At 27.1% G+C, this 14,415-nt stretch carries 11 protein-coding genes; 3 read left to right on the plus strand and 8 right to left on the minus strand.

Annotation, left to right across the window (positions count from 1 at the left end; genetic code table 11):
- Nucleotides 1-322: 322 nt before the first annotated feature.
- The 3 genes from CSGHG_RS01215 to CSGHG_RS01225 are packed head-to-tail and all read right to left on the minus strand — an operon-like array spanning nt 323 to nt 2,273.
- On the minus strand, nt 323-1,048 hold the full coding sequence (locus tag CSGHG_RS01215; RefSeq protein ID WP_010291960.1) for a class I SAM-dependent methyltransferase: 726 nt from the start codon (nt 1,046-1,048) through the stop codon (nt 323-325).
- Complete coding sequence (locus tag CSGHG_RS01220) at nt 1,038-1,694, minus strand: hypothetical protein (RefSeq protein ID WP_010291963.1); 657 nt, start codon at nt 1,692-1,694, stop codon at nt 1,038-1,040. Before CSGHG_RS01220 ends, CSGHG_RS01215 begins: the two co-directional genes overlap by 11 nt.
- A 51-nt stretch (nt 1,695-1,745) precedes the next feature.
- A complete protein-coding gene (locus CSGHG_RS01225) occupies nt 1,746-2,273 on the minus strand; it encodes a GNAT family N-acetyltransferase (protein WP_010291964.1) in 528 nt (175 codons plus the stop codon).
- A 491-nt stretch (nt 2,274-2,764) separates the two neighbouring features.
- Here CSGHG_RS01225 and spoVB point away from each other — a divergent pair, with 491 nt between their 5' ends.
- Entirely contained in the window at nt 2,765-4,291 is a 1,527-nt protein-coding gene (spoVB, locus tag CSGHG_RS01230) for a stage V sporulation protein B (protein ID WP_010291967.1), read from the plus strand.
- A 158-nt stretch (nt 4,292-4,449) separates the two neighbouring features.
- Here spoVB and CSGHG_RS01235 read toward each other — a convergent pair whose 3' ends face one another.
- The 4 genes from CSGHG_RS01235 to CSGHG_RS01250 all read right to left on the minus strand — a co-directional run bounded on the left by CSGHG_RS01235 (nt 4,450) and on the right by CSGHG_RS01250 (nt 10,014).
- Complete coding sequence (locus tag CSGHG_RS01235) at nt 4,450-6,081, minus strand: putative polysaccharide biosynthesis protein (protein ID WP_010291969.1); 1,632 nt, start codon at nt 6,079-6,081, stop codon at nt 4,450-4,452.
- Between the two features lie 14 nt (nt 6,082-6,095).
- The gene (locus tag CSGHG_RS01240; protein ID WP_010291971.1) at nt 6,096-7,058 is read right to left on the minus strand and encodes an RluA family pseudouridine synthase; all 963 of its coding nucleotides are present in this window, start codon (nt 7,056-7,058) and stop codon (nt 6,096-6,098) included.
- 142 nt (nt 7,059-7,200) lie between these two features.
- Entirely contained in the window at nt 7,201-8,373 is a 1,173-nt protein-coding gene (locus CSGHG_RS01245) for a M20 metallopeptidase family protein (RefSeq protein ID WP_010291975.1), read from the minus strand.
- Nucleotides 8,374-8,535: 162 nt separating this feature from the next.
- Entirely contained in the window at nt 8,536-10,014 is a 1,479-nt protein-coding gene (locus CSGHG_RS01250) for a nicotinate phosphoribosyltransferase (RefSeq protein ID WP_010291978.1), read from the minus strand.
- A gap of 387 nt (nt 10,015-10,401) precedes the next feature.
- Between CSGHG_RS01250 and CSGHG_RS01255 the strand changes: the two genes are divergently transcribed.
- Both CSGHG_RS01255 and CSGHG_RS01260 read left to right on the plus strand, forming a co-directional pair.
- Nucleotides 10,402-12,399 carry an ATP-dependent helicase gene (locus tag CSGHG_RS01255; RefSeq protein ID WP_010291979.1) on the plus strand — a complete coding sequence of 666 codons (1,998 nt, stop codon included), beginning with the start codon at nt 10,402-10,404 and terminating at the stop codon, nt 12,397-12,399.
- Nucleotides 12,400-12,577: 178 nt separating this feature from the next.
- Nucleotides 12,578-14,014 carry a spore germination protein gene (locus CSGHG_RS01260; protein ID WP_010291982.1) on the plus strand — a complete coding sequence of 479 codons (1,437 nt, stop codon included), beginning with the start codon at nt 12,578-12,580 and terminating at the stop codon, nt 14,012-14,014.
- A gap of 190 nt (nt 14,015-14,204) precedes the next feature.
- Here the strand turns inward: CSGHG_RS01260 and CSGHG_RS19495 are convergent.
- On the minus strand, nt 14,205-14,415 hold a 211-nt coding region (locus tag CSGHG_RS19495), incomplete at its 5' end, for an exonuclease (RefSeq protein ID WP_010291984.1).

Consider the following 14,415-nt stretch of genomic DNA (forward strand, 5'->3'; position numbering starts at 1 on the left):
AACTAAAATTATTCAAACAACTCATTTATAATTGGTATAACATCAATTATTGGCTCTTCATAAGGATGAATTTTTCTATATCCTTTTTAGGAATATATATTTCTATTTTTACTTCTTTAAAATTCATGTTAGTATTATCCTTTTTCTAATTGTACAAGTAATTTAATCTAGCTTATTTATTAACTATTACATTATAAAATACTAAAGTATTTTATAATGTTCCAAATATGTGCGTAAAGCTGATCCATTTTATTTCAATAAAATATATTTCTTTTAATTTATTACTACATTATTACTTTTCAACACTATAATTTTGGAGTTTTTAGGCTTTTCTAAGTATTATATGATTATAAAATGCAATATTAATATATTCCTTTATATCTGATACTTTCATTTCAAGTTTGTACATTTTTTCTTGCCAATCCTGTCCATACTTTACATCATTATTTTGTTGTAATCCCCAAAATGTTCTAACTCCAAGTATTTTTTCAATACTAATATCCTTATTCCCTATCCACTGCTTGATGTCACTTATATTATAATAATTTACTTCTCCAAAATTTATAACTTTAACTCTTCCACCATCTAGTAAATATATCGCTTCATCTAAATTATTTTCAAAAACAGCTTTTTGCATTATCCTACCTACATGATTATGCTTTACTATGGATATTATCCCATTAGTTTTAAGAACTCGATAGAATTCTTTAAATATATCTTTTCTATCCTTTGCATATTCAAAAACATTATGACATACTATAACATCAAAGGATTCATCTTTCTGCTGTTTTAAAATTTCTATATCTCCAAACATTTGTTCATATACATTTTCATCTATTCTCATTTTTATCATATCTTTATTAGGTTCTATGGCAACTACCTCATTGTCTTTCGCTAAGTGATTTGCTGTAACTCCTAACCCACTACCAAAATCAAGAATTTTTACACCATTTTTTATAGGCATTTGCTCCCATACAATTCTATAAAATAACAACCACCATGGTTCTTTTAAATTTTCAGCATATGTTTTCAAATCATTATTTATCATACTTTATCTCAACCTCCTTTGTGTTTAAATTTACTATCCTTGTTCTTACATCAGACTTTGATATATATATAGGTCTTCCATCACTATCAATACAATATGAAATAGGTATTGAGATTCCACAATCTCTATATGAACCATCTGCATGACTTGTTCCTAATACTATAGTTTTATGTGTTCTTGCAATTTTTTTAGCCTCATTTATCCATAACTCAAATTGTTCATCACTAAACATTCCCACACCAATTGGGTGGGCAATAAAATTAATTTTTGAAGTTACTTTTTTAAAATCTCTAACCCCTTTCAAAATTTCCATACATAAAATATATCCAATAGTTATGCCATTATAATTAACTACTAATGGATTACATAATTCTTCATTAACATTTGAAGATGTTTTTGATCTTTCTAAAATTTTTTCACCATAATTACTTATTATTACTGCTCTATCTTTATTATCTTTTCTATAAGATGTAATAATTGTTGTATTATATTCTCTTGCAATATTACAGGCATTTTCTAAAGACTCTTCATCAAATAAATATCCTTCTGGATATAAGACAACATCTATTTCCTTATTTTTTTCTATTTCTTCTTTAATTTGCTTAACTCCTCTTTCATGCACTGGTTGTCCTATTAAAATTCTCATATACATTGCCTCCACATAACAACACTATTTTTGGATATTATTCTTGTTATATCATAGTATTTTTTCATATAATCTAAACCAGTTCAATCCATAGTTTCCAAGCCCTAAATCAACTGTATCAATATATTTAAAACCACATTTTTCATACAATCTTATAGCCGGCATATTATTTTCGTAAACATCTAATCGAATTGACTTTACCTTTGACTTAATACTATGTTCAATGGAAAAGTCAATTAATGCTTTACCTACACCACATTTCAAAAAATTTGGATGTACTACAAATGTATATATAACAAAAACATCTGAATAATCAAATTCAAAATTCCACTTAGCTTTATAATATGCAGGCTCAGGTTCATGACTTAAAATAAGTGATCCAACTATTTTGCCATTACTTTTTGCTACATAAAGATTACAATTTTTAATTCCATCAATCGCATTTTGACAAGTAGGATATATACCCTTTCTCCATCCAGGGTAATTTATTTCCTTTTCTAAATAATCATTTAAATCATTATAAAGCTCTTCCAATTCATCGATATCACCTAGTTTTCCTAATTCAATAATAATATTCATATGCATATTTCTCCAATCACTAAAAGTATAAATATAGGGTTATAAGATGAAGTTTATTCATTTATCAAATATGAAAATTTTAAATTGCTTGTTAAAAGTTATTGAAAATATCTACTATTATTTATTTTTTATAAAGTTTTTATTATTAAATTATACGTCTAAATTTTAATATTTTTTGAAGAATATTGTATAACATTTATAACATTTATATAAATATTTTTAACATTGTTCATAGTATTTTAATTTTCAACTTCTTTTTCTATACTCTCTCATATTAAATTAAATAATAGTTTAAATTACTTATATTTAATTTTCTTATCTTGCTTTTATATTTTTAACTACTGTACTAATTTTTTTATTTATTTGATTATTTTTTGAATAAAGTATTAAAGCAAATCATAACTATTATAAAGAAACACAATCAGCTATAAAAAATTATATATTACTTTAAGATATAATTTTTATTCAACCATATTACTGGAGGTTTGTTTATGAATAGTGACAGTTTTTATAGAGATACATTTGTACTAACTATTTCAAATCTTGCTATGGCAGTTATAAGATTTATTTTTTCTATAGTTCTCTCGGACAAGCTTGGTGCAGAAGGAGTAGGACTTTATGGACTTATAATGCCCATTTATGATTTGTTTTGTTGTTTAGTTTGTGGTGGGCTTGTTGCTGCCGTTTCTAAAGAGGTTTCGTCATATTATGGAACTAATTCTTATAAAAATATGAATAAAAGTGTTAGATATACATTATCTTTTATATTAGTTTGGGCCATATTTGTAACCATTATAATGTTTGCTTTAGCGCCTTTTTTTAGTAAATACATTATAAAAGATATCAGAACTTTATATTCCTTATGGGTTTTATGTCCTGCACTGATATTTATAGCTCTATCATCAGTTTTAAAAGGCTATTTTTTTGGAGTTATGGAGGTTAACACTCCAGCAATAATAGATATTGTAGAAAAAGCATTAAGACTTTTTGTAACACTATCTTTAATAGACTTATTTCTTCTTAAAGATATTTCAAAAACAGTAACAGCTACATACTCATCCTTTGCTATCGGAGAATTTGTTAGTTTTGTTTTATTATATATTTTCTTTAAGAAAAGTTGTAAAAAATTCGATTATTCTTTAGGACAAGATAAATATGTAGAAAATGGTGCTCAGCTCCTTTTCAATTGTCTAGTTGTTGCGTTTCCTTTAGCTGTCAATGGGTTTCTTACCACTGCTATAAGTAGTGTATCTACTTTGCTTATACCAGGAAGGCTTGTAACAGCAGGAATGACTCATACCTTGGCACTAGAAGCTATAGGTAAGTTTTGTGGAATGACACTTAATATAATATTTTTTCCTATTGTAATAGTAATTTCTATGGCTACTATTCTAGTCCCTGACATATCTAAAAATATTACAAAAGGAAATTATTCTGCTGTAGAATGTAGAGTGAATGAAGTAATAAAAATGTGCTTTATATTAGGAATTTCAATAATGCTTGTTTGCTTAGTAATACCTACAAATCTTGGTATGCTCTTTTATAAACGTAACGATTTAGATGCTTTCATTAAAGCTGCAGCGTTTTCAGTTCCATTTTTGTATGGTTCATCCTGTACTTATGGTATCTTGAATGGGCTAGGTAAACAAAAGGCTATTCTTATAAATTCTTTAATTACAGCTGTTGTAGAGCTTATTTTAATGTACATTTTGATGGCTATACCATCTATAAATATATTTGGCTTTGCTATAGCTATATTTGTATCTTCTTTATTAGGTCTTATATTGAATATTCTAGAAATAAATAAATCTGTTCATTTATCAATCAACATATATAAATTTTTTATAATTTGTCTTTTAACTTTAATAACAGCATTTCTTCTTAGAATTTTCAATGCTATTATTCCTAATGTTAATTTCATCATTAAAAATATCTTTTTAATTTTTATAGGTAGTGGATTATTTTTCTCATCTATATTTATAATAAGAGAAAACTCTGATTCTTGTAAAAATCTATAAAAATAACCACTCAGAAAATGAGTGGTTATTTTATCCCCTTTTTCTATTACCAATAATAATCATATATTAAGGAAATTACACAAAAAAAGGGAGCTATCGCTCCTCTAACCTTCAGTTAGTTTTGCAACAGTCCCTTTAATAATTCTTATTTGATAAAACTATCTTACATACTTTAATAATTTTTGTGGTATAAGATTTTTAATTTTATTTGGTAATATATTTATTTCTTTTTTAGATACACCGCCTAATAACACTATTACAACACTATATACTATAATAGCTACAGCTATAGCTACTAACATTGCTATAACATTAAATATATATCCATTAGATATTAATCCTAAAACTTTAATAATTCCATTATAAGTAAAATATGTTGCTATTCCCATAAAAGCTGATGCTATTATAGGTCTTATGGTTGGAACTATACATCTAACTCTAACTTTTAACACTCTATTTATAAGCCATTGATTAAGTATAAACATTATAACAAATGATACTGTACTACTTATTATAGCTCCATATACGTTAATTCTAGGAATTGAAACAACAAAATAATTTACTATTATTTTACCAATCATACCTATTGCACAAAATATAGTTGCTGCCTTTACCCTATCAAGACCTTGAAGTATAGAAGTTTGAAGATATACTATTCCCATTATTACTAGTACAAAAGAACCATAAATTAGAAATGATGATATTTCTTGATCTAATTTAAGTGTACGTAATATTGGCTTACTTAAAACTGCAAGTCCTACTGCTGAAGGTATTGAAAATAAATACATGATCTTCATAGTAGAATTTATGCTAGTTTTTACAGATTTTCTGTCTTTAACTGCATTGTATGTAGCTATCATCGGCACAGCAGCTACAGATATAGAGCTTAATAAGCCTAATGGTACATTTATAAGCGTTGTATATTGACCATAAAATCCCCATAAAACATCTTTTTGCTTTTCTGTATAACCCAATACGTCAACCAATGTTCCTTGTACCATTTTTACATCTATCATTCCACCTAATTGTTGTATAGCTATAGCTATAGTTATTGGTATTACATAACATAAAATTTTTCTTAAAATTTCTTTGTTGCTATCTCTTTTTATTTCTTTCTCTATTTTAATATGTGCTAAACCTTCATAACCTCTACGATTATAGTAATTTATAAAGTATACTAGTGCCAAAAGTGCGCCAAGAGTAGTTCCTACTGTACCTCCTGCAACACCTAATTCTAGTGAAAAACCTATTAAAATATATGCAAAAAGTAAGCTAAACACTACATTAGCTACCTGCTCCATAACTTGAGAAACCCCAGTTGGAACCATATTACCAACGCCTTGAAAATATCCTTTATAAGTACTTAATACAGTAGTAAAAAGCATCGTTGGTGCAATTGCCATAAGTGCATATGTGGATCTTTCAGTATTCATCCCTCTTGTTATTGGTCCTGCAAATACAATTAAAATAGTTGTTGATAAAACTCCAATTCCAATTGCAAGCAATCTAGATATTTTAAAAGCTTTAATTGCATCATGTTTATTACCAACTGATGCATATTCAGCAATTATCTTTGATATTGCCACTGGAAGACCTGCATTAGCAATCATATATATATATGCATATATTACATAACAAGATTGATATATTCCCATTCCGTCTTGACCTAATATAGCTCTTAAAAATGGCAAATATAAAATAGACATAATTTTTGTCATAAACATACATATACTTAATATAGCCATGCCCTTAGCTGCAGATTTAGTATCAAAATTCGAATTGCTACCCATGAAATTTTCCTCCACTAAAACTTAAATACGTCTGTCTTTATTTTCTTTAAAATAGGTGGAAGTGATTCCGCTATAGTTTTATTTTTTAAGTATGTTAACTTGTCTCCTGTATCTTTAAATATTACTTTATAAGCATATAAAAATTGATAATCTAATCCATATCTATTAACAAAAAAACTATTAAGCTTTTTCTCGCCATACTTAGTATCTCCAACTATTGGATTTCCTAAAAATGCCAAATGAGATCTTAGTTGATGACTTCTACCTGTTAATAATTCTAACTCCACTAAAGAAAAAATTCCACAACTTTGAATTACTTTTACTCTCATAGCTATTTTTTTAGTGTTTGGTTTATATTCTTCATAAACTTTAGATATATTATTATCTTCATTTTTAGATATATATGCTTCGTAGTAACCTTCTTTTATTTTCCCTTTAATAAGAGCCATGTAATATTTCTCTACTTTTCTTTCTCTTATCATTTCATTCATTTCTTTTAATGAAGAAAAATTCTTACCATATATAACAATACCTGATGTATTTCTATCTAATCTATTACAAGGTGCTGGTGTAAATGTGATTTCCTTTTCTGGTTCATAATCTCCTTTGTCATAAAGATAAGATAAAACATAATCCGTAAGTGTTGATTCTCCATTTTTTTTATCACTATGTACTAAAACTCCTGGCCATTTTTCAACCATTAATATATTTTCATCTTCATATGTAATTTTTAGTTTATTATCAATTCTCTCAAAATTACTTTTTTTCTTTTGAGAAGCTTCTGTCTTTATTTCTCTAATTTCAACTACATCTCCATCTTGAAGAGAATACTTTTCTTTTACTTTTTTTCCATTGACTTTAATATCACCTTTTCTAAAGGATTTGTAAATAGCACTTAATGGTACATCTTTTAAAAGCTTTCTTGCAAATTTATCACATCTTTGCCCAGCTTCATTCGGTCCAATGTTTATTATCATATATCTTCCTCCTAAAAATTGTATACGGTAAATTTTTATATAAGGCATATCAAAAGAAATAAGAGACCAAAGATTCAAAGCATATTTGACCTCTTATTTCTTTAATTATACCTAAAATTAAAATGTTAATTTCATATATTCATTAATTATTTAAATAATTTACTATCATATTTAAATTAGTAGCTATTCCTATTTTAAGACATCTCTCGTCTATATCAAATAGACTACTATGGGCTGGATGTATTATACCTTTTTGCTCATTTCTACATCCCAACCAATAAAACATAGCTGGAACTTTTTGTGAAAAGTACGAGAAACTTTCAACACCTAGTGTAGGTTCTAAAACTTCTTTTACATTATCATTTCCTAAAATCTCTCTAGAGGATTTACTAAATAACTTGTACATGCCATTATCATTTATAACACAAGGATATCCATCTATTAATGTTATTTCACATTTTCCGCCTTTTATACTCACTATTCCTTCTATAACTTCCTTAAATCTTTTAGTTATATATTCTCTATCTTCCATATTAACAGTTCGTATCATACCTTCAATTATAACTTCATCAGCAATAGCATTTTGAGCCATACCTCCATTTATCTTACCAACAGTTATAACTGCTGGGGAAGTTGGCGACATTTCCCTACTAACTAAAGTTTGAAGCATTAATATAACCTCACTAGCTATAACAATTGCATCAATTCCCCTATGTGGACTAGCTCCATGGGCGCCTTTACCAGTGATTTTTACTTTAAATGGATTTGAAGCTGCATAAACAGTATTATTTTTAACACCTATCATTCCACAAGGAATCTCCTCATTAACATGAAGCCCAATTATGGCGTCTACTTTAGGGTCTAATAATACACCATCTTCTATCATAAATCTTGAACCGCCAGATGTTTCCTCTGCTGGTTCAAAAATAATTTTTATATTTCCTTTTAAATTATCCTTCATATTGTTAAGTGCTTTTGCAGTACCTAATGCTATAGTCATATGTGCATCATGCCCACATGCATGCATTTTGTTCTCATTTTGAGATTTATAAATAACGTTCTTTTTATCTATTATTGATAGTGCATCCATGTCCGCTCTTATAGCTATAGTTTTTCCATCTTTATGACCTTTTATAATTGCAACAATTCCACCTTTTCCAATATCCTTAAAATCTATATTTTCTTTTTGTAAAAAGTTTTTTATTTTTGCTGTAGTTTTAGGAAGGTCAAAATCTAGCTCTGGACTTTTATGAAACTCTCTTCTTAGAGATATTAATTCATTTTCAAATTCCGTTACAATATTTAAAAAGTCCATAAAAACACCTCTTTTCATAAAAAAATAATAGACTCTTGAGTCTATTATTCATAAATAAATATTTAAACTTACTACTGATTATATAACATAATTTCAAATACTTCAAGAAATAGCTAAATCATCAAGCTTTGCAGAAATTAAGAGCAGAATAAAATTCCGCTCTTAATTTCCATATTTAGATGAATATTCATTTAATAAGTTTTCTTTTAACTCCCAAAGATTTTTTGATAAATCAACATAATATGCATGTGGATTCTGAATTCTTAAAACCTCTGACCAAAGCTTGTTTCTCTCAACTCTAGCATATTCTCTTATCTCCATAACAGAAGGGCTAGTATATACTTGTTTCCCTTTTTCAAAAACTTGAACCATTAAATCTTTAATATAATAGTCCTTAATTCTTTTTCTTTTCCATGTAAATGTAGGATGGAAAATTTCTAACGGCTCATTTATATCTATAATTTCATCATGAGTACAAATTAAATCGGCAATAGCCTTGTCTGTATATTTGTCAAAGATTCTATAAGTTCTTTTAAAACTTGGATTTGTTATTTTCTCTATATTTTCACTTATTTTTATTTTAGGTACTATCTTTCCATCTTCTTCTATACCTACAAGCTTATAAACACCACCAAAAACTGGTTCACTTTTAGCTGTTATAAGTCTTTCACCTACACCAAAACTATCAATTGGTGCTCCATTTTCAATAACAGAATTTATTATAAACTCATCTAAAGAATTTGATACAGTGATTTTAACATCCTCATATCCTGCGTCATCTAACATTTTTCTGACTTCTTTTGTAAGATATGTTATGTCCCCACTATCTATTCTAACTGCTTTTGGTCTTTTTCCTAATGGTTTTAAAACCTCATTAAATATTTTAATTGCATTTGGAACACCAGATTTCAACACGTTATATGTATCGACCAAAAGAACTGTATTATCTGGATAAGTATTAGCCCACGCTTTAAATGCTTCATATTCATTTTTGAATAATTGAATCCAAGAATGCGCCATAGTTCCTATAGCTGGAACTTTGAACATTTCTTCTGCTATTGTACATGCTGTAGAATTGCATCCACCTATTATAGCAGCTCTAGCTCCATATATAGCACCATCATATCCTTGCGCTCTTCTTGAACCAAACTCCATAACTGGTCTACCCTTTGCAGCTTCACATATTCTAGCTGCTTTAGTTGCAATTAATGTTTGATGGTTTATAGTAAGTAAAAGCATAGTTTCTATAAATTGTGCTTGCATTACAGGACCTCTCACTGTAACAAGGGGTTCTCCTGGGAAAACTGGTGTTCCTTCTGGAATTGCCCAAACATCACACTCAAACTTGAAATCTTCTAAATATTTTAAAAATTCTTCATTGAACATATCCTTTTCCCTAAGGTAATCTATATCATCTTTTGTAAAGTTTAAACCTTTAAGAAAATCTATTGCTTGTTCTACTCCAGCCATTATGCAGTATCCACCACCATCTGGAATTCTTCTAAAATACATATCAAAATAAGCAACAACATCCTGGACATTATTTTTTAAGTATCCATTCATCATTGTTAACTCGTAAAAATCTACAAGCATAGTCAAATTTCTTTGATTTTTAACATTAAAGCCTTCTGAAGTATTCATTTCTTCTCCCCTTACTGTTTTGTAAATTATGTGTTATATTATAACATATTACTATTATACAATCTATATAATAGTATTTTACAAATAAAATTTGTAACTATTTGTCTTTTATAATTATATTTGTTCTAATATTTACTAAATTTACTAATAAGTATACGATAAATTTTATAAAATGACCATAGGTTTTTTATAAAATTTATTATAAATATAAAAAACTATAAATTAAAATCGTTTTTAATAATAACCTCAGATAATAATCTTAAAACTCTAATTATACTTTTATATGAAATGAAAAATTTAAAGTAATTCATATTATCAAAGAGTATTGGCTTATTATCTTTTAATATGTAAAAAATTAATTTTGACTAGATAAGGAGCTGCTTTTTTGTGTATAAAGAATATAAAAATCTCGATAATGAAAAATTACAAGCTATATTAAGTGATGAAACTAATACTTTAGTAAGTGCAGGCCCTGGCAGCGGGAAAACTACTGTTATAGTCTATAAAGTATATCATCTTATTAAATACAAAAATATAAATCCTAGAAATATAATAATATTGACTTTTACTAAAGCCGCTGCCAACAATATGAAAGATAGATATAAAGAACTCGCTAAAAGTGAGCATACCCCATTTTTCGGAACATTCCATGGTCTGTTTTATAAAATACTAACCAATTATTATGGTGAAATTAAAATAATGGATTCAAGTGAAAGTTTTAAATTAATAAAAAGCTTCCTTTCTTCATATATGGATGAAATTAGTGATGACAAAGTAAAGGAATACTTAAATGCTATATCTATTTTTAAAAGTAGTGGGCTTAATTTGTTCGAATTTGAAACAAAACTTGATAAAGATATTTTCAAAAATGCTTATGAAATATATGAAAGTTATAAAAAAGAAAAAGGACTATGTGATTTTGATGACTTACAAATAATGTGCAAACAACTTTTTATAAAAAACCCAAGGCTTTTAAATGGTTATTCAAATATGTTTAAATATATATTAGTAGATGAATTTCAAGATTGTGATGAACTTCAAATTGAAATATTAAAAATGCTTAATAAAGATAATTTTGTATTTGCTGTTGGCGATGAAGATCAATGCATTTACTCTTTTAGAGGTTCTAAACCTAAATATATGATTACCTTTGAAGAAAACTTTAAAGATTCAAAAATATTATATCTTCAAACAAATTATAGATGTGCTAAAAATATAGTTTCTCTTTCCAATGATCTAATTAAACATAATAAATCAAGACGAGCTAAAACAATTATTCCAAATAAGAAAATTGACGGAGACATTAGGGTTCTAAATGTAGAAAATGATACTAAACAAGGGCTATATATAGCCAATCATATAGAAAAAACTGTACTTTCTTCTAATTATAATTATTCTGACTTCGCACTATTATACAGGACAAATCTTGAAAGTAGAAGAATTATAGATACTTTCATTAAGCGTTCTATACCATTTAAATTAATGGACAAGGATTTTAACTTTTTTAATCATTTTATCTGTAAAGATATTCTTTCATATTTAAAACTTAGCTTAGATATGAAAAATAAAGATGCTTTTATTTCAATAATAAATAAACCGTTTAGATATATAAGCAAAAATGCTATAGAAAAAATTAAAAGTTCTAAAATAGACATAGATTGCTTTGAAACTCTAAAAGAATTTGATAACATTCGTAGTTTTCAAATTAAAAATATAGATGAACTAAAATTAGATATACACAATCTAAATAAAATGTCCCTTGGAAGTGCAATTTCTTTTATTATAAACTCTTTAGGCTATTATGACTATTTAAGAGAATATACTTCAAGATTCAAAATAGATATAACAGATTTTGATAGTATTTTAGATGAATTTCAATCTATAGCCACTGAACACAGAACAATAGTAGCATTATTATCCTATATAGAAGAATATAATGACTTTTTACACTCCAATAAAAACAATAGTGACGGTGTTATTTTAAGTACAATCCATAGTGTTAAAGGAATGGAATTTAAAAATATTTTTATAATAAATGCAGTAGAGGGGTACATCCCCCATGAAAGTAATATTGAGGATAATTTAGAGGAAGAACGTAGACTTATGTATGTTGCGATAACTAGAGCTATTGATAACTTATATATTTTAATTCCTTCTTCAATTCAAAATAAAACTTATAAGATATCTCCTTTTATAAAAGAATGTAATTATAAATTAAAACTACCTTTTGATGTAAATGATACTGTAATTCATAGTAATAATAACAAAGGAATAGTTACTTATATTGATGAGGATATAATAGAAATTAAATTTGCAGACCAATGTAAAAGATTTGATTTGAAAACATTGATAAACTATGATCTTTTAAGAAAATCACCTAATTAAAAACTATATAATATATTTTCAAAGCATTATATTGCCATAAAATAATTATAATAAACTATTTCTAAAGAAATAAGCAAATTATAATCATTAGTTAATAATATAATGCTTTTATTATTGAATAAATTCCTCTTAATTTGCAAAACATATTGTCGTTATTATATTTTAAGGGGTGACTATTTTGAAGATAACTTCTAATTTAAAAGAAAATATTCAAAACATTACTTCTGTATTAAAAGTTAAAGAAAGTTTTGATATAATTGAAAGAATTTTAGATGTTCATGATAAAAAAATCTATTTATATTTTGTAGATGGATTCGTTAAAGACGAAAATTTAGAGTTCCTTATACGTTCTTTATTATTTATGAATAAGGAAAATTTTTCAAAATTTGAAACTTCCAAAGATTTTATACAAAAGATGATATCCTCTATGGAGGTTAGTGAGGAAGATGATATATCCAAATTGTCTACAGCTGTTTTATCTGGTCAAACAGCTATGATAGTAGAAGGTTTCCCAACAGCAATTCTTTTAGATTTACGTACATATCCTGCAAGAGGACCTCAAGAACCTGAAAAAGAACAAGTACTACGTGGTTCTAGAGATGGCTTTGTTGAAACAGTAGTTTTTAACACCGCTCTTGTTAGACGTAGAATCAGAGATTCTAGATTAGTTTTTAAAATGTTTTCTATAGGTGAAATGACTAAAACTGATGTAGCTATTGGTTATATTGATGGGGTTGTTGACAAGAAAACCCTAGATATAGTAACCACTCAATTAAAAAACATAAAAGTTGATGCTTTAACTGTGGGAGATCAAACATTAGTTGAATGTATTGCAGGGAAAAACTGGTTCAGCCCATTTCATAAAATTAGATATACAGAGAGACCTGATGTTGCCTCTGCTCATGTTATGGAAGGTAAAATAGTACTTTTTGTAGATAACAGTCCATCTGCTATGATTTTACCTACAAGTTTTTTTGACTTTATTGAAGATATAGACGATTATTACTTCCCTTTAATTACAGGGAACTATTTAAGGCTTATTAGGAATCTTATTTTAATATTTACAGTATTCATAACACCACTGTATATTTATATAGTTCAAAATCCTGGTGTCTTACCAGAAAGCTTGAAGTTTCTACTCCCTAGCGATGTATATCCAGTTCCATTGGTACTTCAATTTATACTACTGGAACTTTCTGTAGACGGATTGAAACTTGCTTCTTTAAATACTCCTAGCTCTCTTGGAATGTCCCTTTCAGTAATTGGAGCATTAATACTTGGTGAATACGCTGTTAATTCAGGTTGGTTTATATCCGAAGCTATACTATATATGGCTATTGTCGCTCTGGCCAGCTTTACCCAACCTAGTATAGAAATGGGTTTTGCCGTAAAGTTTTTAAGAATTCTAATTTTGATTCTTACAGGATTATTTAATCTTTGGGGTTTTGGAATTGGACTTATATTATCACTGGTACTTTTAGCTTCAACTAAAACATTAACCGGTGAACCTTATCTTTACCCATTGTTCCCATTTAATTGGAATGCCCTTAAAAATCTTATATTTAGAACCAGTGTGTCTTCTAAACAAAAAATTAATAAAAAGAATGTTGTATAGGATTTTAAAATTATTCATTTATGCGGTGGGAAATTCAAGGCAATCTTCTACGTACAATTGATAATTTATTTTTATAACCTTATAACAAGTATTTAATAAATAAACTTAAATATAATCTTATATCCCTATATAATAAAAATGTTTTAAGACGATATATTCATCTTAAAACATTTTTATTATTAAAGTATATTTAATTTATTTTACGTTTATTTTTCAACTTTGTTTCACTAATAAATTTTAATGCTAAATTCTCTAAATTTATAGCATCATCTAAAGGATTATGTTGAACACCATCAAACTTTATATTATATGTTTTTAACCCATTTATTAATGAAATACAATTTTTTGATTTCATGTAAACACAAAACTCTTCTTGAAAATCTACATAATTATCACTCATA

The sequence above is a fragment of the Clostridium senegalense JC122 genome, from assembly GCF_000285575.1.
In the GTDB taxonomy this organism is placed as follows: Bacteria; Bacillota; Clostridia; order Clostridiales; family Clostridiaceae; genus Clostridium_J; species Clostridium_J senegalense.

Coding starts and splice junctions, on each gene's coding strand:
- CSGHG_RS01220 (WP_010291963.1), bottom strand. CDS start 1,694: ATGAGAATTTTAATAGGACAACCAGTGCATGAAAGAGGAGTTAAGCAA.
- CSGHG_RS01250 (WP_010291978.1), bottom strand. CDS start 10,014: ATGAATACTTCAGAAGGCTTTAATGTTAAAAATCAAAGAAATTTGACT.
- CSGHG_RS01225 (WP_010291964.1), bottom strand. CDS start 2,273: ATGAATATTATTATTGAATTAGGAAAACTAGGTGATATCGATGAATTG.
- CSGHG_RS01235 (WP_010291969.1), bottom strand. CDS start 6,081: ATGGGTAGCAATTCGAATTTTGATACTAAATCTGCAGCTAAGGGCATG.
- CSGHG_RS01245 (WP_010291975.1), bottom strand. CDS start 8,373: ATGGACTTTTTAAATATTGTAACGGAATTTGAAAATGAATTAATATCT.
- CSGHG_RS01215 (WP_010291960.1), bottom strand. CDS start 1,048: ATGATAAATAATGATTTGAAAACATATGCTGAAAATTTAAAAGAACCA.
- CSGHG_RS01240 (WP_010291971.1), bottom strand. CDS start 7,058: ATGATAATAAACATTGGACCGAATGAAGCTGGGCAAAGATGTGATAAA.
- spoVB (WP_010291967.1), top strand. CDS start 2,765: ATGAATAGTGACAGTTTTTATAGAGATACATTTGTACTAACTATTTCA.